20 protein-coding genes are annotated in these 21,817 nt (G+C 59.4%); 3 read left to right on the plus strand and 17 right to left on the minus strand.

The window, feature by feature from the left end:
• Positions 1-131: 131 nt before the first annotated feature.
• The 8 genes from rpoD to EKM88_RS04285 form a co-directional block, all read right to left on the minus strand.
• Positions 132-1,235, minus strand: coding sequence for an RNA polymerase sigma factor RpoD (gene rpoD / locus EKM88_RS04250; protein ID WP_125703458.1), 1,104 nt, complete (start codon positions 1,233-1,235; stop codon positions 132-134).
• A gap of 42 nt (positions 1,236-1,277) precedes the next feature.
• On the minus strand, positions 1,278-3,104 hold the full coding sequence (dnaG, locus tag EKM88_RS04255; protein ID WP_125703657.1) for a DNA primase: 1,827 nt from the start codon (positions 3,102-3,104) through the stop codon (positions 1,278-1,280).
• A gap of 150 nt (positions 3,105-3,254) precedes the next feature.
• Entirely contained in the window at positions 3,255-5,324 is a 2,070-nt protein-coding gene (gene glyS, locus EKM88_RS04260) for a glycine--tRNA ligase subunit beta (RefSeq protein ID WP_125703460.1), read from the minus strand.
• The gene (gene glyQ / locus EKM88_RS04265) at positions 5,324-6,226 is read right to left on the minus strand and encodes a glycine--tRNA ligase subunit alpha (protein ID WP_125703462.1); all 903 of its coding nucleotides are present in this window, start codon (positions 6,224-6,226) and stop codon (positions 5,324-5,326) included. Before glyQ ends, glyS begins: the two co-directional genes overlap by 1 nt.
• Before the next feature lie 463 nt (positions 6,227-6,689).
• Entirely contained in the window at positions 6,690-7,358 is a 669-nt protein-coding gene (locus EKM88_RS04270; protein ID WP_125703464.1) for a Fic family protein, read from the minus strand.
• 93 nt (positions 7,359-7,451) lie between these two features.
• On the minus strand, positions 7,452-8,363 hold the full coding sequence (locus EKM88_RS04275; RefSeq protein ID WP_125703466.1) for a GNAT family N-acetyltransferase: 912 nt from the start codon (positions 8,361-8,363) through the stop codon (positions 7,452-7,454).
• Between the two features lie 134 nt (positions 8,364-8,497).
• A complete protein-coding gene (locus tag EKM88_RS04280) occupies positions 8,498-9,067 on the minus strand; it encodes an LOG family protein (protein ID WP_125703468.1) in 570 nt (189 codons plus the stop codon).
• On the minus strand, positions 9,064-9,630 hold the full coding sequence (locus EKM88_RS04285; protein WP_164511988.1) for a TetR/AcrR family transcriptional regulator: 567 nt from the start codon (positions 9,628-9,630) through the stop codon (positions 9,064-9,066). Before EKM88_RS04285 ends, EKM88_RS04280 begins: the two co-directional genes overlap by 4 nt.
• Positions 9,631-9,865: 235 nt before the next feature.
• On the opposite strand from EKM88_RS04285, the gene EKM88_RS04290 reads away from it, so the two are divergent.
• Positions 9,866-10,297 carry a CopY/TcrY family copper transport repressor gene (locus EKM88_RS04290; protein WP_125703472.1) on the plus strand — a complete coding sequence of 144 codons (432 nt, stop codon included), beginning with the start codon at positions 9,866-9,868 and terminating at the stop codon, positions 10,295-10,297.
• A 63-nt stretch (positions 10,298-10,360) separates the two neighbouring features.
• On the opposite strand, the gene EKM88_RS04295 is transcribed toward EKM88_RS04290, so the two are convergent.
• The 9 genes from EKM88_RS04295 to ylqF form a co-directional block, all read right to left on the minus strand.
• Positions 10,361-11,239: an aldose 1-epimerase family protein gene (locus tag EKM88_RS04295; RefSeq protein WP_125703474.1), complete on the minus strand. Its 879-nt coding sequence runs from the start codon at positions 11,237-11,239 to the stop codon at positions 10,361-10,363.
• Between the two features lie 129 nt (positions 11,240-11,368).
• Positions 11,369-12,772: an ATP-dependent protease ATPase subunit HslU gene (hslU, locus tag EKM88_RS04300; protein ID WP_125703476.1), complete on the minus strand. Its 1,404-nt coding sequence runs from the start codon at positions 12,770-12,772 to the stop codon at positions 11,369-11,371.
• Positions 12,773-12,781: 9 nt separating this feature from the next.
• A complete protein-coding gene (gene hslV / locus EKM88_RS04305; protein WP_125703478.1) occupies positions 12,782-13,303 on the minus strand; it encodes an ATP-dependent protease subunit HslV in 522 nt (173 codons plus the stop codon).
• Between the two features lie 92 nt (positions 13,304-13,395).
• Positions 13,396-14,292 carry a tyrosine recombinase XerC gene (gene xerC / locus EKM88_RS04310; RefSeq protein WP_125703480.1) on the minus strand — a complete coding sequence of 299 codons (897 nt, stop codon included), beginning with the start codon at positions 14,290-14,292 and terminating at the stop codon, positions 13,396-13,398.
• Between the two features lie 209 nt (positions 14,293-14,501).
• Positions 14,502-15,809 (minus strand): methylenetetrahydrofolate--tRNA-(uracil(54)-C(5))-methyltransferase (FADH(2)-oxidizing) TrmFO, encoded by a 1,308-nt coding sequence (gene trmFO, locus EKM88_RS04315; protein WP_125703482.1) that lies wholly within the window; start codon positions 15,807-15,809, stop codon positions 14,502-14,504.
• A 180-nt stretch (positions 15,810-15,989) separates the two neighbouring features.
• Entirely contained in the window at positions 15,990-18,071 is a 2,082-nt protein-coding gene (gene topA, locus EKM88_RS04320) for a type I DNA topoisomerase (protein WP_125703484.1), read from the minus strand.
• A 138-nt stretch (positions 18,072-18,209) separates the two neighbouring features.
• Entirely contained in the window at positions 18,210-19,028 is an 819-nt protein-coding gene (gene dprA, locus EKM88_RS04325; protein ID WP_404819958.1) for a DNA-processing protein DprA, read from the minus strand.
• Positions 19,029-19,128: 100 nt separating this feature from the next.
• A complete protein-coding gene (locus EKM88_RS04330) occupies positions 19,129-19,890 on the minus strand; it encodes a ribonuclease HII (RefSeq protein ID WP_125703486.1) in 762 nt (253 codons plus the stop codon).
• Positions 19,874-20,725, minus strand: coding sequence for a ribosome biogenesis GTPase YlqF (gene ylqF / locus EKM88_RS04335; protein WP_125703488.1), 852 nt, complete (start codon positions 20,723-20,725; stop codon positions 19,874-19,876). Before ylqF ends, EKM88_RS04330 begins: the two co-directional genes overlap by 17 nt.
• A gap of 325 nt (positions 20,726-21,050) precedes the next feature.
• On the opposite strand from ylqF, the gene EKM88_RS04340 reads away from it, so the two are divergent.
• Together EKM88_RS04340 and EKM88_RS04345 are read left to right on the plus strand one after the other, a co-directional pair.
• Positions 21,051-21,254: a helix-turn-helix transcriptional regulator gene (locus EKM88_RS04340; protein WP_125703490.1), complete on the plus strand. Its 204-nt coding sequence runs from the start codon at positions 21,051-21,053 to the stop codon at positions 21,252-21,254.
• Entirely contained in the window at positions 21,241-21,807 is a 567-nt protein-coding gene (locus EKM88_RS04345; protein ID WP_125703492.1) for a DUF3278 domain-containing protein, read from the plus strand. The genes EKM88_RS04340 and EKM88_RS04345 overlap by 14 nt, the downstream gene beginning before the upstream one ends.
• Positions 21,808-21,817: the final 10 nt, after the last annotated feature.

Below are 21,817 nucleotides of genomic sequence, written 5' to 3' on the forward strand. Positions count from 1 at the left end.
CATCTGTTTTGCTGATTCAAGTATACACGACTCGGCCTGATGACGGACAGCCATTCCGGGAAAACTTCCGAATTAGCGACGTGCGGGCACGGCGATCAAAAAAGCCACCCGGTTGGGGGTGGCTGTCGGTGCTATTCGAGGAAGTCCTTGAGTTGCTTGGAGCGGCTTGGGTGGCGCAGCTTCCGCAGGGCCTTGGCCTCGATCTGGCGGATCCGTTCGCGGGTGACCCCGAACACCTTGCCGACTTCTTCCAGGGTGCGGGTGCGGCCGTCATCCAGGCCGAAGCGCAGGCGCAACACGTTTTCCTCCCGGTCCGTCAGGGTGTCCAGCACGGATTCGAGCTGTTCCTTGAGCAGTTCGTAACTCGCGTGGTCCTCTGGACTCGTGGCGTCTTGGTCTTCGATGAAGTCGCCCAGATGGGAGTCGTCCTCTTCCCCGATCGGGGTTTCAAGCGACACGGGTTCTTGCGCGATCTTCAGGATCTCGCGGACCTTCTCGGTTGGCATGTCCATCTCGGCCCCGATTTCCTCTGGCGTTGGTTCGCGCCCGAGGTCCTGAAGCAGCTGCCGCTGAATGCGGATCAGCTTGTTGATGGTTTCGACCATGTGGACCGGGATCCGAATGGTGCGGGCCTGGTCGGCGATCGCACGGGTGATGGCCTGCCGGATCCACCAAGTGGCGTAGGTGGAGAACTTGAAACCCTTGCGGTAGTCGAACTTCTCGACGGCCTTCATCAGCCCCATGTTCCCTTCCTGGATCAGATCCAGGAACTGCATGCCGCGCCCGACATAGCGCTTGGCGATGGACACCACCAGGCGCAAGTTGGCTTCGGCCAGCCGCTGCTTGGCTTCTTGGTCCCCTTGCTCGATCTTAAGCGCCAAGGCGACTTCCTCGTCGGCGGTCAGCAGGGAGACGCGGCCAATTTCCTTGAGGTACATCCGTACCGGATCATTGATCTTGATGCCGCTTGGCGCGGACATGTCGGACAGTTCCTTCTTGGAGATCTTCTTTTCTTTTTTCAGACTGCGTTCGGAAGGATCACCGTTGGCATCGACGATGGAGATGCCGTTGTCCTCAAGGGTTTGCATCAGCTCATCAACGGCGGCGCTTTTCAACTCAAATGGCTTGACGATGGCGCTCACCAGCGCCTCGTTGGTGATTTGCTTTTTCGCTTTGTAGTCCTTAATGATCTGGTTAACTGCTGCCGAATACTTCTTGTTGGTCTCTTCAGCCATTAAAGTTCCTCCTTGGGTCTGCGCCACATGGGCGCCTGAGCATTATTGGGTGGTCTTGATCTGACGCATCAGGGTAAAATACTGCATCGTCAACTTTCTGACGGCCTCGGTATCCCCGAGTTGCTGGGCCTGGCTCAGCTGTTGCTTGATGGCGTCCAGTGAGGTCACTGTGCTTTCCTCCTGCGCACGCGCGATGAGGTCGTCGACGGCCTCATCCGGGCCATCCGGTAGCGGCGCAAATTCGATGCCTGCCACCAGCGGCATGAGCGCCGCGTCCAGGGTGTCCATGAAGCCCGCAACATCGGGCGCCGGCGCCGTCTTGGCGTAGCCGAGCCAAGCATCGTACAGCGCTTGGTAGTGGGCCGTTGGAAAGTGAAAGTCTTGTGTGTGTAGCCGGCGTGCCACGTTGGGGTCGTGCCAGGCCAGCTGTAGGAGCTGGCGCTGGGCCTTTTCGTAGCGGTTGTAGTGCACCGCTTCAACCGGTGGGGCCGTCGGGTCGCCACCGTACGCCTCAGGTTCTGGTTCCGGTGGCGGTGGGCCAAAGTCACCCGCCGCGGCCTGCATCGGCGCAGTGGGCCGCACGTTTTGCAGCGACTGGCTCAGTGCGGTGGTTGGGACGCCGGTCAGCCCACTGATCTGGTTCAGGTACACGGCCTGGGCCACCGGATCGGGGTCGCTGGCAACGGCCTTGAGGGCCGTATCAATGTAAGCCAGCTTCTCCTGATCGGCAGTCATGTCGCGGTCGGCGGCGAGGTAGCTCAGCCGAAAGCCGATCGGCGTTAGCGTGTGCGTCAGCTGCTTGACAAAGGCGTCCGCCCCGCGGGCTTGAATGAACTCGTCGGGGTCCTGCCCGTCCGGCAACACGACCACACCGACGGTCAACTTCGGGTGGTTTTGCACCAAAGACAGGGCGCGGTCGGCCGCGTGCTGCCCAGGCGCATCGCCATCATAACAGATGGTCAGGCGCTTAGTGTGGTGCGCGATGAGGCTCACTTGATCCTGGGTTAGGCTCGTGCCCATCGAGGCAATCCCGGTTTTGACCCCGGCCTGATAGGCTGCAATCACATCCATGAACCCCTCGAAAAGCGTGGCCCCACCGCCCCCCTTGAACTCGCCCTTCGCCTCATCCAGGTTGAACAGCACGTCACGTTTGTTGAACAGCTCGGTTTCGGGGCTGTTCAGGTACTTCGCCTGCTGGCCGTCCTTGCTCAGCACTCGCCCGGAAAAGCCGATGACCGCGCCATAAGCGTCCTTCAGCGGAAACATCACGCGATCGACGAAACGGTCGTACAGATGGCCCTGATCGTCTTCGACGAACAGGCCGGTGGCGCGCTGCTCATCGTAATCGACGGCCTTGCTATCCAAAAACTTTTTGAGGATCGTGCGGTCCTTGGGCAGGTAGCCGATCTCAAAGTGCGCGATAGTTTCGTCACTCAGCCCGCGGCCGGTCAGGTAGGCTAACGCCGCCTCCCCGCCTGCGGTGTTCACCAGCACGTGGTGACACAGGTCCGTGACCAGTCGCAAAATTTCCTTCTGCCGGGTGACTGCGGCGCTTTCCTGCGGGCGGTCACTGGTGATGGTCACGCCTAGCGGCACGTTGGCGAACTCGGCGACTTTAGCGACCGCTTCCGGAAACGTCAGCTTGTCGTAGTCCATCACGAATTTGAAGACATTGCCCCCGCGCCCACACGAGAAGCACTGAAAGATCTGCTTGCTCTCGTTGACAGAGAAACTTGGGGTATTCTCAGAGTGGAACGGACAGATGCCAAACAGGTTTTGACCTTGCTTGTGAAGCGCGACGTACTGACCGATGTAATCGGCGATGTTGACGGTGTTGCGCACCGTATCGATAGTTTCATTCGGGATCATTGCCATGTGCGCCACCCCCAATTCGTCGTGATAGCGGTAAAAAGTCGCACTCCACGATCGAAATGCGACTTCTGGTGTGTTGAATTTACCGCAGACTAATACAAGCTATATTATACCCCCTGAACGACGGATGTCAAACCGTGGGCTTGCTTACTTCACGATCACCGCGGTGACATCCCCGAACTGGTGAATCAATGCTGCCAGTCCGGTCAGCTCGGCCAAGCGGTTCGTCCGGACAGCGGGATCCTCTGCCATGATCATGGTTTCGGTGAAGTAGTCGGTGATCACCGGCGTCAGGGCGCGCAAGGCCTGATAGTTGGCCTCGTTCGGCTGCGGACCATAGCCGGCCTTGGTGGCGCTGACGGCGTCGTGCAACGCCTTTTCGGTACTGTTTTCAAAGCGGTCGACCACAACGGCTTCGTGACTCGGCTGCTTATCGGCAATGCGCACCACGCGCCCGAGGGCTTCCATCACGACCTTGAAGTCCGCATCGTCAACGTGTTTGCTCAGCACCGCGGCGGCATCGATCATGGCGGTCACGTCCACCGTGTGGCTACCGCTGACGGCATCCAGGATGTCATGGCGAATGGTTTCACTCGACAGGTACTGGGCCACGCGGTCACGCATGAAGTCGGCGACTGCCGCCAGATTGTGCGCGTAGTCCAGGCCGCTGAGCTGATCGTTGGCGGTCAGGCCGGCGATCACGGCATTTTGCACGGCGGTCATGTCAAAGGCCCAGTGGTTCGCGGCCACCATCCGGACGATGCCAAAAGCCTGCCGGCGCAGCGCGTACGGGTCGTTGGAGCCGCTTGGGACCAGATCAACGGCAAAGAAGCTCATCAGCGAGTCCAGCTTGTCAGCGATCGCCAGAAGCGTCCCGACCACACTGGTCGGCAGCGCCCCATCGGCACTGATCGGCTGGTAATGTTCCTTGATTGCCAGTGCCACCGCCGGATCCTCACCGGCCAGCGTCGCATAAACCTGGCCCATCACCCCTTGCAGCTCGGCGAACTCACCCACCATGGCGGTCACAAGGTCGAACTTGTAAATCGCGGCAGCGCGCAACAGGTGCGCCTTGGCCGCACCATCGAGGCCGACTTGATCCGCCAGAATCCCGGCGATCGTCTGCACCCGGGCCATCTTGGCCGCCATTGAGCCGATCTTGTCGTGGAAGCTGACAGTTTGCAGGCGCGCCACATAATCCGCGATGGTTTTCTTCTGGTCTTCCGCGTAGAAGAACGCTGCGTCCTCAAGCCGTGCGTTCAGCACCTTGACGTTCCCCGCGATCACATTGTCGAGGTAGTCTCGGTTCCCGTTGCGCACGCCGATAAAGGCGTTGACCATCTTGCCGGTGCGATCGCGCGCGTAGAAGTAGCGCTGGTTGTCCTTCATGGAAGTGATCAGCACGGCTTCTGGAATCGCGAGGTATTTCTCATCGAAGTGGCCGGCAAAAGCAGTTGGCCATTCAACCAAGTTGGTGACCTCTTCCAGCAGGTCGGCATCGAGGTCGATGGTCCAGTCGTTTGCCTGCCCGATCGCATCGATCTGGCTAGCGATCAGCGCCTTACGCTCGGCCGGGTCCACCAGCACCTTTTGGGTGCGCAGAGCGTCAACGTAATCGGTCGCAGTGGCGAGGTCAACGGCCTGGCCCAAGAAACGATGGCCTTCCGTGCGCCGGCCAGCCACCACGTCCAGCAGTTGCATCGGGATCACCTGGTCGTCCAGCAGGGACACCAGCCAGTGAATCGGGCGAATGTATTCAAAACTGTTGGCGCCCCAGTGCATCCGGGTCGGGAAGGTCAGACTCTTGATCACATCAATCAGGCCGGGCAGGATCTCAGCTGCCGCCTTGCCGGTGATCGCCTTGTGCAGGTAGACGTATTCAACGCCCTTCAGTTCCTTGAAGGTGATGTCGTCAACGGTCATCCCCTGGCCGCGGGTGAACCCGATGGCGGCCTTGCTCCAGTTCCCCTCAGCGTCCTGCGCGATTTTCTTGGCGGGGCCCTTGACGTCCTCTTCGACGTCGGCCTGCTTCTCGGCAAGCTCGGTGATCAACAGCGTCAGCCGCCGTGGTGTCGCATAGGTCCTGATCGCCCCAAACGCGAGGTGGTTCTCGTTCAGGTAGCGGGTCGCCTTTTGGGCAAACTGATTCAGGCTCGGTGTGACGACGTGGGCCGGCATGTCTTCCAGGCCGATCTCAAGTAAGTAGTTGTGTGCCATTATGCTTCCACCTCCGATTGCTGGTGCTTCAACAGCGGGAACCCAAGTTTCTTTCGCTCATCAACGAACGCACGGGCAACTTTGTGCGCCATTTTACGAATGCGGTTCATGTATCCTGCCCGTTCAGTGACAGAGACGACCCCACGCGCATCCAGCAGGTTGAAGGTGTGGCTGCACTTGAGGATGTAGTCGTAGGCGGGGTGCACCAGCCCAAGGTCCATCAGGCGCCAGGCTTCCTTTTCATAGTCGTCAAAGAAACGTAACAACATGGCCTGATCGCTTTCCTCGAATGAGTACTTGCTGTGCTCGTACTCCGGTTCCTTGAAGATGTCGCCGTACAGGACGCCATCGCCCCATTCGAGATCAAAAACGTTGTTGACGTCTTGGATATAAGACGCCAGTCGTTCCACCCCGTAGGTGATCTCGCTGGTCACCGGTGAAACTTCTAGGCCACCGACCACTTGGAAGTACGTGAACTGGGTGACTTCCATGCCGTCAAGCCAGACTTCCCAACCAACCCCGGCGCAACCCATCGATGGGTTTTCCCAGTTGTCTTCCACGAAGCGGATATCGTGTTCCAGCGGTTCGATGCCCAGTGCGCGCAGCGAATCCAAATAATAGGTTTGAATCTCCTTGGGGCTGGGCTTCATCACCACCTGAAACTGGTGGTGTTGGTACAGGCGGTTCGGGTTTTCCCCGTAACGCCCGTCGGCTGGCCGCCGGGATGGTTCCACGTAAGCGGCCGCCCACGGCTCTGGGCCGATGGCGCGCAGGAAGGTGTAGGGGCTCATCGTGCCCGCCCCTTTTTCCGTATCGTACGACTGCATCAGCATGCAGCCCTTCTCCGCCCAGAAGTTCTGGAGGGTCTGGATCATCTTCTGGACGCTCATTTTCTTCGTCATTGATGTTCTCCTTTTTATCTCAGTGACAACAAAAAGGCGCCACTATGCCAAAAAATCTGACATAGGGACGCCAGCGGCGCGGTTCCACCCTACTTCAAGGCGCGTGCCTTGCACTTAGTTGGTTGGCTCGAAAACGCCAGTCGCGTTGGGGTGGCAAGGCTTGCACTGGCCCTTGCTCGCTGAACACCCGCTTCAACGCGGCTCTTTTTCTCATCACCGATTGATATTACCTATTAGTATAGCACCCCGAGGCGGCGCGTCAAGCGATGTCAGGGAATGGACAGGTCGATTCGGCTTGTAGGTGCAGGTCCATTTGTTCAGCGGGTCAGTTCATGACAACTTTTCCGCTAAGAGCGCCATTGCTTCCGTCTATTAAGCAATCAGCCTATTGGTCAAGCAGCACATCGCCTTTTGCGCCGACTCAGCAGTGCCAGTCGGCTTCATTGGTGTTGCCACAATCGCGTTAAAGCGAGACCCCTTGAATCGCATTCGCGTACGTCCAAGCCAAGAGGTCGCCCACATCACCCGATTGATAGTAGGCCGAAATCAACTCGTTCCATTCTCCCCACTTCGGGAGTGGGACGTTGATCAGGCCCGCGCCACCGTCAATCATCACCTTGTTTGCAGACAGCGTCGCGGACCGTTTGTTGCCATCCCAGAAAATTTGTGACCGCATATCATGGTACATGATTCGCATCGCCTTTTCGGTCGTTGATCTCTGGCTGGCCATCATGGTAGCGAGGAAGCCCTGCTCAGTCACCTCGCTGATCATCGGTGGAATATAGTCATCGGCTGCCCCAATGTCGACACCCCCTTGGCCAGTGCGTAATGCACCAGGAATCAGTGCGTCGTATTTGGCGACAATCGCATTGATGTTTTTTTGAATTTGAAGAGAAAGTGGCTGGTCTTCTTTGGTGATGTAATCCCAACCACGCTTTAGCTGCACGATCGTATTCATGTCGTCGATGGAGACGCCATTGACGCCCAGCCCTTCCATAATCGTTCTGGTCTGTGGGAGCGTTGTGTTAATTCCTTCGAACCTGGCCGTAGTATGAACCAGTAAATCGAAGTTGCTTCGCGTCAAGCGGCGATTCTGATCTTGCGAGAGATGGTACTTGTCCGGGTATTCCAAATCTGGGGCTCCTTTCGCGGTTGGGTTTTCCGATCATTTGATTCGTCAACTCATGCCACATTTTACCGTTAGGCGTCATGAACAACAAGCGTGTCACCAGCAGTCGTGCGTTTCGATCGTCAGGCCAGCAGGTTTAGGCGCATCAAGGTAAATCACTTCGGTCTCTTCCCGAAAGCCGACCTTCAGGTACACGTGGTGGGCGACCGGATTATCACTGGCAACGGCCAATTGCATGGGCCGCGGCTGCAACTGGCGGAGTGCTTCTATCATGGCCCGAACCATCATGGTGCCATAGCCGCGGCCCCGCGCCGTTGCGACGATGAACAGGCCGAAGAAGTAATACTGATCCGTGGTGTCAACTGCGCTACTGCCCAGGATCGCCCCGGCGGCATCGACCAAGACGTACTGCCGAATGTTGGGGTCCGCCAAACCGGCTTGCAGGTACCGCGTGGTGGCCGCCACGTCCGTATCACGGAACGCAGCGACCTGCTGTTGCACGAGCGTGGGCAAATCAGCGGCGACCATCAGGCGCAAGTCGTAAGGCGCGGGCAAGACGTACTCGGTGGCAGGCGGGCGCGGACAGCTCATCTGAAACTCTGAGTCCGGATCCGCTGTCAGGCCCGTTTGAGTCAAAAAGGTCGGATTCGCCTGCAAAAACGCGCGCTCGGTCACGAATGTCGCTTGCCGGTACCCGAACCGGGCCAACTCCGCGCGGGCGGCCGCGATCAGCGCAGTGGCAAGCCCCTGCCGCCGGTAAGTGGGATCGACGATCACGCTTAACTCCGCCGCTTCATCCGCCGGCCCATCCGCGTAGTTCATGAGAAAGCCCACCAGCGCCGCATCGGCGTAGGTCATGAAGAACGTTCCCATAGTTGGGACCGCGTTGAGTTGGTTACTGAGGTAGATCTGCTTAAACGTGCCATCGTGCGCGTGGACCCGCGCACTCAGCGCCGCGACGGCGCGCTTTTGCGCGTCGGTGAGCACCGTTGTCATTTCGATTTGCATCGGTCTGTCACGCTTTCTGTCTTCGTGATGTGACTTCAATTTGTTGGGGTGGTTGCTGGAATCTGAACGCGCCACACCGCTTAGCTTGGCGGCGCAGAAAGCCAAAGCGGTGGCGAGTCCCTCTGCCTGCAACACTAATGTGTCGTGTAGGTGCGAACCGTTGGCGGCGTGTAGCGGGTCATGAAGGCGGACACGGCATCAAGATCGTCGCTGAACAGGAGCTTGCTACGATGCTCAGCCGTCAAAAAGCCTGCGTCGACCATCCGGTCAAACATGGCCGCCAGTGGGTCCCAGTACCCGTTGACGTTGTAAAAGACGCACGGCTTGGCGTAGTCGCCGATGCGCGCCCACGAAAACGCGGTGGCGATCTCCTCCAGGGTGCCAGGGCCGCCGGGCAGAGCCAAACACCCATCCGACAGCGTCAGCATCTGTTGCTTGCGCACGGCCATGTCGGGCACAACGGTGATGGCCAGGCCGGCCAAGGTTGCGCCGCGCGCGGACAGATTCTCGGGCATGATCCCGTGGACCGTGCCGCCTGCTTGCAAAACGGTTCGCCCAAGCGCCCCCATCAGGCCGACCCCACTGCCGCCGTAGACCAACGCCCAGTCGTTTGTGACCAGCCACTGCCCCAGCGTGATGGCAGCCTGCGTGTAAACTGGGTCCGCACCACTGCTGGCACCACAAAATACGGCTAAATTTTTCATGCCTGTCCTCCCGTTACGATCGTCAACGCCTGCAGTTGTGCATCCAACTCGGTCACCAGTGCGACTTCCGGCACGGCCAGCGTGCCAGCAAGCCAAGCCCGGGTAGTGCCCACCAAACCCGCGGCGGCAAAGGTGATGGCCACCCTGTCGGCATGGTCGAGCGGGTTGCGCCCGGTCAATTGCATTAACAGGCGCACGAGCGCCGCTTCCACCGGCTGGGTGACTTGATCCGCTTGTGCAGTGGCCGAGATGAGATCCAAAAGCGGCCGTTGGGTGCGTAGCCAAGCCAGCATCGCCCCCAGCCACTGACGGTAGCTGTTGCCGACCCGTTTCACTTTCGCTGGCTCAAGCTGGGCGACCAACTGAGCCGTCATTTGCGCCACAATGGCGGCCTCAAGCGCCGCAACGTCTTTGTAGTGCAGATAAAACGTCCCGCGGCCCACATCCGCCAGCGTTGTGATCGCCGCCACCGAAATGGTACCGGTCGGCTGCTGGCGGCGAAGCGCCACATAAGCATTTTGTAGGGCGCGGCGCGTGCGCTCGATCCGTCGATCCATGGTCATCCCCCCGTTTCGATAATGAACATCAGTCTCTTAATGAACACATTCTAGCACAGTGACGCAAAGCCGGCGCCGATCAAACGGATTATATACACATGTCTAATTATAACCAGTAGTTGATTAACTAACGGAAGTTGTCGCGCTTCTCCCCCTTTTTTGGGCGAATGACCGCCCGTTGACAGATGTAGACGATACCGGTATGCTTGAACCAGAACAACACCGAAATGGAGGAATTTGAATGGCACAGCCTGATGCCACCGTCATGACCCCGGCCGAATGGGAACTCATGCGTATCGTTTGGACCATGGGTGAAGTCGGCAGCAGTGAAGTCATTGCCTTGATTCAGCAGAAGCGCGACTGGTCGGCGTCCACCATCAAGACGCTGCTAAGCCGGCTGGTCAAAAAGTCGATGCTGACCACGCAGCGGGTGGACCGGCGCTTCACCTACCAAGCCGTGGTGCCGGAAAGCACGGCGATGCAGGAATCCGCCCGCGCCCTGTTCGCGCACCTGTGTGGCATGAAAAAAGGCGGCGTCCTCCTTGATCTCATCCAGGAGACGCCGCTTGCGCGCAGTGACATTGAAGCGCTGCAAGCCGCACTGGCGCAGAAACTGCCTGACGCGCCTGCGACCATCGCCTGTGACTGTCTCCCCAACCACGCGCACTGTTAACAGCACACAAATACGGCGCCTGGAATGCCTTCTTGCATTCCGGGCGCCGTATTTTGTGGGGCGTTAGTGAATGGTGATGGTGTAGCTGTGGGCGAAGTCCTCGCCAGGTGCAAGCGTGTTGATGCCCAGCTTGTCTTCGAGGCGCCCGGTGGCATCGATCGTGTCCGCGATCCCCCACCAAGGTTCGATGCAGACGAACTCGCCAGTGGTTGGGTACGGGCTCCAGACGCCCACGAACGGCGCGTCCGCCACGGATAGCTCGACGCCGCGCTTGGTCTTGTCTGAGCGAATGGCGAAGGTGCTCTTGCCGTTGAGTTCAAAAATCACCGCGTCGTTCTTGAAGTAGTCGTGCGAGAGCTGCAGGTTGGTGTCTGTTGCGGCCAGCGTTCGGTTCTTGTAGTCGATGCCGGCACCTGCCTTGAGCGGGATCTGCACGCGCGACTTGCGCGGACTGAAGGCCATATAGTAATCCGTGAAGGTCGTATCGGCGGTCAGCGGGATGTTAAAGCCCGGGTGACCCCCCACGGAAAACAGCAGGGCTTCCTCCTCATCCGGGTTCGTCACATGGTAGGTCACCTTCACTGAGTTATTCTCAAGTGCCACGATCACCTCGAACCGAAATGCGAACGGAAAAATGGCCCGACTGCTTTCGTCATCCGTCAGCACCAGCGTCGCCACGGTGGCTGTTGCTATCGCCACGGTGAAGTCGCGGTCGCGGGCGAAGCCGTGTTGCGTCATGTGGTAACGCTTGCCGTTGTATGTGTAGGTGTCGTCTTTCAATGCCCCAACGATGGGAAACAGCACTGGGGCATGACGTTTCCAAACGGCGGGGTCGGCCTGCCAGATATATTCTGTTTGGGTGTGGTTGTCTTGAATGCTCGTAATCTCCGCGCCGTGTTCTGCCACGGTGACGGTCAAGAAGTCGTTGTGTAAAGTAACCATGTGTCCATTCTTCCTCGTTCATCAAATTGGTCTTGACCAATAACGGTCAGCGCCTCTCTTTTATACCATGATAGCGCTTTTCGTTCAAGGGCCAATGCCCATCGCGCCCGGTGGCAACGGCTTGCGGGCTTAGAGAATGTAACGGGTCAGGTCCTTATCGGCCGCAATATTCCCCACCTTGTTGGTCACGTATTCTTCCGTCACCAGGATGTCCCCCATCTGCATATCAGGCCCCTCGTACAAGACATCCTCCAGCAGCTTTTCAAGGATGGTGGCGAGGCGTCGAGCGCCGATGTTATCGGTATCGTGGTTGACGCGAATGGCGATGGCGGCGATCGCATCGATGGCCTCTTTGGTGAAGGTCAGCTTGACGCCGTCGGTTTGAATCAGCGCGATGTACTGCTTGACCAGTGCGTTGTCTGGTTCGGTCAGGATCCGCACGAAATCGTCTTGCGTCAGGTCCTGAAGCTCCACGCGAATCGGGAAGCGCCCCTGTAGTTCGGCGATCAGGTCAGACGGTTTGGCCGTGGCGAACGCGCCGGAACCGATGAACAGCACGTGATCTGTGTTGAGCGGGCCATACTTGGTCGCCACCTGAGACCCTTCGACGATCGGCAGGATGTCGCGTTGCACGCCTTCACGGGAGACCTCCCCTGAGTTGTGCTTGTCACCGGCGGCAATCTTGTCGATTTCGTCGATGAAAATGATCCCGTTGTTTTCGGCGGCCTGGATCGCCGCATGGTAGATGTCAGCGTGGTTGACGAGCTTGGCGCTTTCCTCGCGGATGAAGACCTCGCGTGCCTCCCGCACGGTCATGGTGCGCTCGACCTTCTTTTTGGGCATCATCGCGCCCAGCGTTTCGGACAGGTCAATGCCCATCTGGCCATACATGTCGTTGCCACCGGCTGGCTTCTTCTCATCGGCCACGCTGACGGTCAGCTCGCGGTCCTCCAGCAGGCCTTTTTCAAGCTGCTCCGCGACGGTCAGGCGTTGGTTGCGAATGTCATCCGTCAGCTCCTCCTGCGGGGCTTGCGGCTGCATGCCTTCGCCGGATTGCAGGCCCTGAAGCATGCTCATCATGTCGGCCATCGGGTTGGTCGACTTCTTTTCCTTCTTGATGGCGGGCACCAGCAGGCGCACGAGGCGCTTGTTGGCCTCGCGCTCGGCGCGGCCGCGCACCTGCGCAAAGGCGGTGTCTTCGGCCATTTTGACCGCCACGTCGGCCAAGTCGCGCACCATCGATTCGACATCGCGCCCGACGTAACCGACCTCGGTGAACTTCGTCGCCTCGACCTTCACGAACGGGGCGTTGACGATTTTGGCCAACCTACGGGCGATCTCGGTTTTGCCGACCCCGGTGGGCCCGATCATCAGCAGGTTCTTCGGGGTGATGTCTTGCTGCATCTGCTCCGGTAGCTGCATCCGGCGGTAGCGGTTGTACAGTGCCACGGCCACGGCGCGCTTAGCGGCGGTTTGGCCGATGACGTACTGATCCAGGGCTTCAACGATCTGTTTTGGGGTTTTGACGCTCATAAGGGCCTCCTAGAAGCTTTCGACGATGATGTTGTGGTTGGTAAAAATATCAATGGATGCCGCGATGTCGATGGCGGCGTGCGCGATGTCCGTGGCGGCCATGTCGGTGTGCTGGATCATGGCCATGGCCGCAGCCTGGGCATAATTGCCACCGGAACCGATGGCGACCACGTCATCGTCGGGGTCGATCACTTCACCGGACCCCGACACCAGCAGCAGATCGGTGTCGTTCATCACGATCATCATGGCCTCTAGCTTTTGCAGCATCGGGTCCTTGCGCCAGTCCTGAGCTAGGGCGACGGCGGCGCGGCGCAGGTTGCCGGCGTGGTTCTCCAGCTTCTTTTCGAACCAGTCCTCCAGCGTGAAGGCATCCGCCACGCCGCCAGCAAAACCGATGACGACCTTGCCGCCGTAGATGCGCCGCACCTTTTGCGCGTTGCCCTTCATGATCACCTTTTCGCCCAGGGTGACTTGGCCGTCCCCGGCGATGGCGGTGTGGCCGTTCTTGCGTACTGCTGCGATTGTTGTCATGTCTGTCTGCTCCTTTAAAGCCGCAATTATGCGACGCGTTGTCATATTCTTAGTGTACGCACCCTGCGCCACTTGAGCATCCGGCTTAAGCCCTAATTGTGTTCTGGGAAGTACTTCATGTAGTCGGACTTGAGGTGCTCGGTGGTCATGTGCGTGTAGATCTGCGTGGTGGACAGGCTCGCGTGGCCCAACAGCTCCTGCACCGTGCGCAGGTCGGCCCCGTGATCCAGCATGTGGGTGGCAAAGCTGTGCCGCAACATGTGGGGATGAATGCCGCCGGTCAGGCTGGTTTTTTGCACCAGCTGGTCCAAGATGTATTCAATGCCGCGCGCGGTGATGGGTCGCCCGTGCTGGTTAACGAAGACGCGCGCATGGCGCTTATCGAGCTTCGCCATCAGCACCACCCGCCCGTCGTCCAGGTAGCGGTGCAGGGCCTTTTCGGCATAGCGGCCGAAGGGAACATAGCGGTCCTTGTTGCCTTTCCCGTGGACCAGGAGGAGCCCGAGGTCAAAATCGATCTGATCCAGCGTCAGGTTGGCGCACTCGCTGACCCGGATGCCGGTGCCGTACAGCACTTCCAAAAGCGCCGAGTTGCGCTGATCAAGTGGGGTTGGCCCATCGACCACGGCGAACAGCGCCTGAATCTCGGCCTCGTAGAAGAAGTCCGGCAAGTGGTTATGGCTCTTGCGCGTTTCGATCGTTTCGAATGGGTCGCTTTTGGCCTCCCCCATGCGGATCAGGTAGCGGTAGAAGCTACGCAAGCTGGAGAGCTTGCGCGCAACGCTTGAGCGGGCCAGGTCGCGCTCGGCCAGGCTGGCAAGGTACGTCTGCACATCCAGGCGGTCAACCGCGTTGAAGTTGGTGAAGCCCCCGTTATCGGTCAGAAACTGCTTGAAGCCGGTCAGATCCTCCTGATAGGCCTTCTTGGTTTCGGGTGAATAGTGCCGCTCCACCAGCAGGTACTGGCAGAACTCCTGAATTTGATCCATGTGCCCACCTCCGTTTACACCCTATCACATCGCGTCAACGCCGACAACCGCGCGGGTCCGCAGGTTTGACGTGTGTCGTCAGGCACGCAGACCTGATGATGCCAAAGCACTCGGCGCCAAATGTGCCCCAAGTAGTTAGGCAACCCGACCAGGTCCGTTCAGTGCGCTTTAGGGAGACAAAAAGGCCCTCCTCAGAGGACCTTTACAGGCTACGCCGTCACCGTTGCGTGAAAGTTGGCTAAGTCGGCCAGCGCGCGGTCGGCCAGCGCCTGGTTGCGCTCGCGCTTGTCGCGAATGCGTGTGGCCAGCGCCGGCATGATGCCAAAGTTGGCGTTCATCGGCTGGAAGTGCTTGTCGCTGGTGTGGGTGATGTAGTGCGCCATCGACCCCAGTGCGGTGGTGTCCGGGAATGTCAGCAGGGGCTGACCCAGCGCGCGGCGCGCCGCGTTTTGCCCCGCGATCAGGCCGCTGCCAGCCGATTCCACATACCCTTCCACCCCGGTCATCTGGCCGGCGAAGAACAGCCCCTCACGCAGCTTGCTTTCGTAGGTGTCGTGCAGGACTTTCGGCGAGTTCATGTACGTGTTGCGGTGCATCACGCCATAGCGCACGATCTCGGCGTTTTGCAGGCCGGGGATCATGCGGAACACGCGCTTTTGCTCGCCCCACTTGAGGTGAGTCTGGAAGCCCACAATATTGTACAGGCTGGCTGCCGCATTGTCCTGGCGTAGTTGCACCACCGCGTACGGGTCGCGCCCGGTTCGTGGGTCGGCCAGGCCAACCGGCTTCAGCGGGCCAAACAGCATCGTCCGTGGGCCGCGCTTGGCCATCACTTCGATCGGCATGCAGCCTTCGAAGACCTCAAGCTTTTCAAAGCCGTGCCCCTCTGCCACTTCGGCTTGCACTAGGGCTTCTTGGAAGGCGAAAAACTCATCTTTGGTCATCGGACAATTCAGGTACGCGGCCTCACCACGGTCGTAGCGCGACTTCTTGTACACGATGTCCATGTCGATCGAGTTGGCGTCAAGAATTGGGGCCGCCGCGTCGAAGAAGTGCAAGCCGTCGGCGCCGTTCAGCGCCACGATGCGTTCCGCCAAGGCGTCGGCGGTCAGCGGACCCGTCGCCACCACGGTGATGCCGGCCGGAAAATCGCGCAGTTCCTCGTTGATCACGTGGATGCGGGGATGGCTGCGCAACTTCTCGGTCACGAGCTGGGCAAACGGCTCACGGTCAACCGCCAGCGCGCCGCCCGCAGGCACCGCGGTCGCGTCCGCGCTACTCATGATGACCGAGTTCAGCCGGCGCATTTCTTCCTTGAGCAGCCCAACTGCATTAGTCACACTGTTGGCGCGCAACGAGTTCGTGCACACCAACTCCGCAAAATTGGCCGTATGGTGCGCCGGGGTGCTCGCCACCGGGCGCATTTCGTACAGATTCACATCAACACCAGCATTGGCAATTTGCCACGCCGCTTCGCTGCCGGCCAAGCCGGCACCAATCACGTTCACTGTTGGCATAGTGTCCTCCTTGTGGCCCCGAGAGGCCGAAGAATTGATTAAGGGATGAGGCGGCCGGGTCCACCGGCTTGCCCTTCCGGTTCCAGCAGGCTAAGGCTGGAACCCAGTGGCAGGACTTGGGTTGCTTCTGAGTCGTGCTTAGCCCGTTGACCAACTAAGGCCGATTGCCCCAGCCGCCCCTTACTTTTGCACGACTTCTTTGTAGTCGTTGTTCGGGCAGACGACTTGGCGACCGCCACGGGACTTCTTTTCGATCAAGTAGTGGCCGCAAACGGGGCAATCGCGCCCGACTGGCTTGTCCCAAGAGACAAAATCGCAGGCGGGGTAACGGTCACAGCCGTAGAAGACGCGGTTGCGCTTAGACTTGCGCTCAACGATCTGACCGAGGCCGCACTTCGGGCACAGGACGCCGATTTCCTTGACGATGGCCTTGGTGTTGCGGCAATCCGGGAAGCGGGAACAGGCGTAGAACTTACCGAAACGGCCCAGCTTGATGACCATCGGGGCGCCGCAGATATCACAGTCAAACCCGGCAGGCTCGTCTTTGATTTGCACCTTCTCGATGCCTTCCTCGGCATGGGCCAGTTCCTTTTCGAACGGCTTGTAGAACTTGTCGATGACGGTGACCCACTCGGTGGCCCCGGTTTCGATGCTGTCGAGCTCGGCTTCGACGTTCGCAGTGAACTTGATGTTGACGATATCCGGGAAGAACTCATTGATCAAGTCGTTGACGATCTCGCCCAGCTCTGTGGGCTCGAAGCGCTTGGCGGTGATTTTGACGTAGTAGCGCTTCTTGATGGTTTCAATGGTTGGCGCGTAGGTACTCGGCCGGCCGACGCCGTTTTCTTCCAGCGCCTTAACGAGGTTCGCTTCGGAAAAACGGGCTGGCGGCTGGGTGAAGTGCTGCGCTGGGTCGGTTTTGACCAGCGTCACCTGGTCGCCGATATTAAGCTCTGGCAGCAGGTTATCCTTGGTGTCCGCATCCCGGCTGGAAACATACAGCTTCGTGAACCCTTCGAACTTGGTCTGACTCCCGTTGGCGCGGAAGGTGGCGGCGCCTTGGGTGATGGTGACCTGCACCGTGTCGATGACGGCCGGCGTCATTTCACTGGCGACAAAGCGGCTCCAGATCAGGCGGTACAGCTTCATCTGATCCTTGTCCAGGACACTCTCAAGGCTCTTCGGGGTCCGGTTCGTGCTGGTCGGACGGATCGCTTCATGGGCGTCTTGGGCGCCTTCTTGGAGCTTGCCCTGCCGGATCTTGACGGCGGCATATTCTTCGCCGTAGACCTCGTGGATGAAGTGGCTGGTTTCTTCCTTCGCCACGTTGGAAATCCGGGTGGAGTCGGTTCGCATGTATGTGATCAGCCCGGTGGTGCCGAGCTTGCCGCCGAGGTTGATCCCTTCGTACAGCTGTTGCGCCAGCATCATCGTTTTGCGTGCGGCAAACCCGAGCTTGCGGTTGGCTTCCTGTTGCAGCGAACTGGTCGTGAATGGCGGAGCGGGGAAGCGTTTGCGCTCCTTCTTGACCACGTTGGTGATGTCAAACGGCTTGGCCTTGTCGATTTCGCGCAGGACCTTTTGCACTTCGTCGTTGTTCGGCAGCGCATGCTTTTTGCCGTTCAGGCCGTAGAAGCTGGCCGCGAACTTCTTGCTCGTGCCCTTCTTGAACTCCGCGTCAAGGCTCCAGTACTCCTCAGGGGTGAATTGGCGAATTTCGTTTTCGCGGTCGATGATGAGCTTCAGGGCGACGGACTGCACGCGGCCGGCGCTCAGGCCCTTTTTGACCTTCTTCCACAGTAGCGGGCTGATGGAGTAACCCACCAGTCGGTCCAAAACGCGGCGGGCCTGCTGGGCATCGACCAGGTTCATGTCGATGTTGCGCGGGGTCTTGAACGCGTTTTTCACGGCGTCCTTGGTGATTTCGTTGAACACCACGCGGTTCTTGCCGGTTGGATCGAGATTCAGGATGTGGCTGACGTGCCACGCGATGGCTTCCCCTTCACGGTCCGGATCGGCCGCGAGAAAAATATGGTCGGCCTTCTTGGCGGCTTTCTTCAGGTCTTTGATCACATCCCCCTTGCCGCGGATGGAGATGTATTTCGGTTCGTAATTGTGTTCGACATCGACACCCATCTGACTCTTTGGCAAGTCCCGGATGTGCCCCAAAGACGCCACCACTTTGTAGTTGCGGCCGAGGTATTTTTCGATCGTCTTGGCTTTTGCTGGCGATTCCACAATGACCAAATTCTTGGCGGTCATGTGCGCCCTCCTTTCACTGAGCAAGCTGCTCAAAAACAACAGCTATCATATTCTATGGTTGAAACGTTTGTCAAATCGTTTCTTCTATATAATATGCCGGTTCAGTGATAAAAACGCAACTCTTCAAGAATATCTGCGCTATTTTGCACCAGTTTGGCCCCCCGCCTGAATCAGCTCATTCGTCCCCACGCCAAGCGGTTCACCGACCCGATTGGGCAGCGCAAACACCTCGCGACCGTTTTGCAGGGCGTAGTTGGCGGTGATCAGACTCCCACTTTTGTGCGCGGCCTCCGTGACCAAGATCCCGTGCACTAGCCCGGCGATGATGCGGTTGCGCGCCACGAAGCGAAACGGAGCCGGTAACACCCCGGGCGGATACTCCGACAGCACCAAGCCGCTTGCGGCGATGCGGGCCTGCAGGGCGCGGTTGTGCGCCGGGTACACCTGGTCGAGGCCGTTGGCGATCACCGCGATCGTCGGCCACCCGCGGCTCAACGCGTACTCATGGGCAAACGTGTCCGCGCCCGCTGCCAGCCCGCTGACGATCACTGGTGCCGGCAGCCCGCGCCCCAGCTCGCTGAGCGCCTGACGGGTGTAGCGCGTCGCCTGCCGCGCCCCCACCACCCCCAGGCTGAGTCGATCGAGCAGGCTCACCGCGCCGCGCGTGAAAAGAACCAGCGGCGGCTGATTGCTTTCCCGTAGCCGCGCCGGGTACGCCGGGTCCAGTCGCGTCAGCAGCGGGACCTGCCGATACAGCGTCTGGGCCTGATGCCGCCACTGCTCATCCGCCCACGCCGCTTGCAGGCTGGCCCCACCCGCCCAGTCGGCTAACGCCTGCGCCGAATCATCGGCGTGCAGCCCACGTTCCGCGAGTGCCTGCCACAGCGCATCTTCTGTCGTCCAGGCCTTCGTGTGCATCAACAGGTGCCAGTGTACCATCAGCTCGCGAATCTTCATCTTGCGCCGCCCCCTTTGGCAAAAGATTACGCCAAAAAAGCGTCCACCCAACGAGGACGCTTGACGTTAAGACTACGTGCGGTTATTGCGGTGCGGGCGCTTAGTGCTGGCGGGCAGCGATGCGCACTGGCGCGAAGCTCAGCCGGTGAATCGGCGTGATACCGAGCTGGTCGAGCCCGGCCAGGTGCTTGGCAGTGCCGTACCCCATGTTATCGCAAAAATCGTAGCCGGGGTAAATTTGATCGTACAGCGTCATCAGGCGGTCGCGCACCACCTTGGCCACAATGCTGGCCGCGGCGATCGAGATGCTGTTCGCATCGCCTTTGATCAGCTTACGCTGCGGTGTGGGCACCGGCACCGTCATCGCGTCAACCAGCAGGAAGTCCGGCTGCACGCGCAGGTGGCGCACCGCGTCCCCCATGGCCAGCTCGGTGGCGTGGTAGATGTTCTCGCGGTCGATCATCGGCGCATCGGCCACGCCGAGGCTGACGGCCACCGCCTGGCTGATGATCTGCGGAAACAGGGCTTCGCGCACGTGCGCCGTCAGCTGTTTGGAGTCGTTGACGGGCAGGTCAAACGTGTGCGGGAGGATCACCGCCGCCGTCACCACTGGTCCCGCCAGCGGTCCGCGCCCAACCTCATCGATGCCGGCAATGTGTGGGTAGCGCGGCCAAAGCTCGCGCTCAAAGCGGGTGCGCGCCACCATTGCGAGCTGTTCGGCCCGCGCAGTGGCTTGGCGGTGGTCATACTGCGCTAATAGGCGCTGCACGCCTACCCGCGGATCCGCCGCCAACGTGGCCAGCAGTGCGGGGTCCACGCTTGGCGCCGTCAGCAGCGCCTTGAGCTCACTCAGCGTCGCCATCTGGCACCTCAAGGGTGAATGGCCCCAGCTTCCCCTGCCGCGCATCAAAAATGATCCGTTCCGCGGCGCGGTTGTAGTTGTCCCCGAAGCCCATTTTGCCGGCCAAAACGACCATCAGCTCATGGGCCGGCAGGGTCACTTCGTCTGCGTTCAGGTGATACAGGAAGCGCAGCTTGTCGGGCGCCTCCTGCTGGAAGAACTGCAGGCCGTACAGCCCGACCGTGTCCTCCTGAAACACCGAGTCGGCGATCGCACCGGTCAGCGCGAGCTTCATCCCGATAGTTTCATCGTCAAATTTGGGCCAGAGGATCCCTGGCGTGTCCAACAGGGACAGCGTCTCGTCCGTCTTGAGCCACTGTTGGTTTTTCGTGACCCCGGGGCGGTTGCCGGTGACCGCCACGTTTTTCTTGATCAGCCGGTTGAGCACCGTCGACTTGCCGACGTTAGGGATCCCGATACACATCGCACGCAAGCTGGGGTTGCGAATGCCGCGCGCCTTTTGCTTGGCCAGCTTAGCCGCCATCAACTGCTTCGCGAGGGCCGGGATCTGGTTCAGGCGCTTGGCGTGCTGCGCGTCGATGGCGATCGCCTCATAGCCCAATGAGCGGTAGTAGTCGATCCACTGCGCCGTCTTGGCGGGGTCCGCTAGGTCTTTCTTGTTGAGCACCATGATGCGCGGCTTGGCGCCGACGATCTCGTTCATCATCGGGTTGCGGCTGGCTTCAGGCACCCGCGCGTCGACCACCTCTAAAACCAGATCGACCAGCTTTAATTTCTCTTGCACCTGGTTGCGGGCCTTGGCCATGTGGCCGGGAAACCATTGAATCGTACCCATGTGGGTGACCTCCTACTCTCCCAAGGGCTCACGCCGGTGGGGCTTGTCTAAACTGCGAAAATGGGACACGCATGGGGCAAAGCCTTGGCATCGTCCCCTGGCTGACCGTATCGCCCAAACGTGTCATCGCTGACGATCAGTCGCAGTCTTCATTTTAGCATCTCTCCGTCTTTTTTTCTGCCCTATGTTCACGGATGACCGCGTATCCGTGTGATCGCCGGGTCAAACGGCGATAAAAAAGTCATTTATAGTTGACAGGGCTGCGTGAAAGCCTTATCTTGTTGTTGTCAGATAAATGTGACACTTTGGCAACGAGGAGGCCTTCATGAATCGCGTTCGAGACTTTAGACGCCAGAAAAAGTTGTCGCAGTTGGCCCTCGCGGAACAGATCGGGGTCGCGCGCCAAACCATCAACTTGATTGAAAACGATAAGTACAACCCGTCCCTTGACCTGTGTTTGAAGCTGGCCTGGGCACTGGATACGGACCTAAACACGCTATTTTGGAGGAAACCAAATGACACCAACTAAAAACCGCGGCATACGACTCTTTTACAGCTTGACTGGCGTGATCGATGAGCGCATCACGCAAATTGTGGGTGACCTGTCGCTGACGGCGCTGTTTGCGGGATACGGGTACCTGATCGTCAGTTCGCTCGCTGCCCTCTTGATGCTGTACTTTCGAGTTGCACCTGAGCGGGTGCTCACCCTGATGCTGATTGCGACGCTACTGGCGATCCAGCTCTTATATGGCTGGATCGAGTCCCGGGCCGGCAAAGCCAATATTTGGGCACTTGAGATGACGCGCAGTCAGGTTGCAGCATACCGCGCAGTTCGTCTGCACCGGCTATGGCGCGCCGGGTTGCTGTTCACTTTCTTTTTTTCGGTGACGCTCGTGCTGATACTGGCGTTGGTAGACAATGTGTGGCATGCGGTGCCACTTGTTCGAGGGTTGCAACACTGGCAGCGGTGGACGCTGGGCATCATGGGTGGGCTCTTATGGACTGGCTTGATGACGCTTGGCGTTCGTGCGGATATTCAGAACAAAATTCAAACACTCCCTCGGGATGAGGATCTCGACTAGCCTTTCGCGT

The sequence above is a fragment of the Lacticaseibacillus daqingensis genome (assembly GCF_003946115.1).
Classification (GTDB): Bacteria; Bacillota; Bacilli; order Lactobacillales; family Lactobacillaceae; genus Lacticaseibacillus; species Lacticaseibacillus daqingensis.

Bases quoted from the DNA above. Each gene is read 5' to 3' on its own strand.
- rpoD (WP_125703458.1), bottom strand. From the start codon at position 1,235: ATGGCTGAAGAGACCAACAAGAAGTATTCGGCAGCAGTTAACCAGATC.
- dnaG (WP_125703657.1), bottom strand. From the start codon at position 3,104: ATGATCCCGAATGAAACTATCGATACGGTGCGCAACACCGTCAACATC.
- glyS (WP_125703460.1), bottom strand. From the start codon at position 5,324: ATGGCACACAACTACTTACTTGAGATCGGCCTGGAAGACATGCCGGCC.
- glyQ (WP_125703462.1), bottom strand. From the start codon at position 6,226: ATGACGAAGAAAATGAGCGTCCAGAAGATGATCCAGACCCTCCAGAAC.
- EKM88_RS04275 (WP_125703466.1), bottom strand. From the start codon at position 8,363: ATGCAAATCGAAATGACAACGGTGCTCACCGACGCGCAAAAGCGCGCC.
- EKM88_RS04280 (WP_125703468.1), bottom strand. From the start codon at position 9,067: ATGAAAAATTTAGCCGTATTTTGTGGTGCCAGCAGTGGTGCGGACCCA.
- EKM88_RS04285 (WP_164511988.1), bottom strand. From the start codon at position 9,630: ATGACCATGGATCGACGGATCGAGCGCACGCGCCGCGCCCTACAAAAT.
- EKM88_RS04290 (WP_125703472.1), top strand. From the start codon at position 9,866: ATGGCACAGCCTGATGCCACCGTCATGACCCCGGCCGAATGGGAACTC.
- EKM88_RS04295 (WP_125703474.1), bottom strand. From the start codon at position 11,239: ATGGTTACTTTACACAACGACTTCTTGACCGTCACCGTGGCAGAACAC.
- hslU (WP_125703476.1), bottom strand. From the start codon at position 12,772: ATGAGCGTCAAAACCCCAAAACAGATCGTTGAAGCCCTGGATCAGTAC.
- hslV (WP_125703478.1), bottom strand. From the start codon at position 13,303: ATGACAACAATCGCAGCAGTACGCAAGAACGGCCACACCGCCATCGCC.
- xerC (WP_125703480.1), bottom strand. From the start codon at position 14,292: ATGGATCAAATTCAGGAGTTCTGCCAGTACCTGCTGGTGGAGCGGCAC.
- trmFO (WP_125703482.1), bottom strand. From the start codon at position 15,809: ATGCCAACAGTGAACGTGATTGGTGCCGGCTTGGCCGGCAGCGAAGCG.
- topA (WP_125703484.1), bottom strand. From the start codon at position 18,071: ATGACCGCCAAGAATTTGGTCATTGTGGAATCGCCAGCAAAAGCCAAG.
- dprA (WP_404819958.1), bottom strand. From the start codon at position 19,028: ATGAAGATTCGCGAGCTGATGGTACACTGGCACCTGTTGATGCACACG.
- EKM88_RS04330 (WP_125703486.1), bottom strand. From the start codon at position 19,890: ATGGCGACGCTGAGTGAGCTCAAGGCGCTGCTGACGGCGCCAAGCGTG.
- ylqF (WP_125703488.1), bottom strand. From the start codon at position 20,725: ATGGGTACGATTCAATGGTTTCCCGGCCACATGGCCAAGGCCCGCAAC.
- EKM88_RS04340 (WP_125703490.1), top strand. From the start codon at position 21,051: ATGAATCGCGTTCGAGACTTTAGACGCCAGAAAAAGTTGTCGCAGTTG.
- EKM88_RS04345 (WP_125703492.1), top strand. From the start codon at position 21,241: ATGACACCAACTAAAAACCGCGGCATACGACTCTTTTACAGCTTGACT.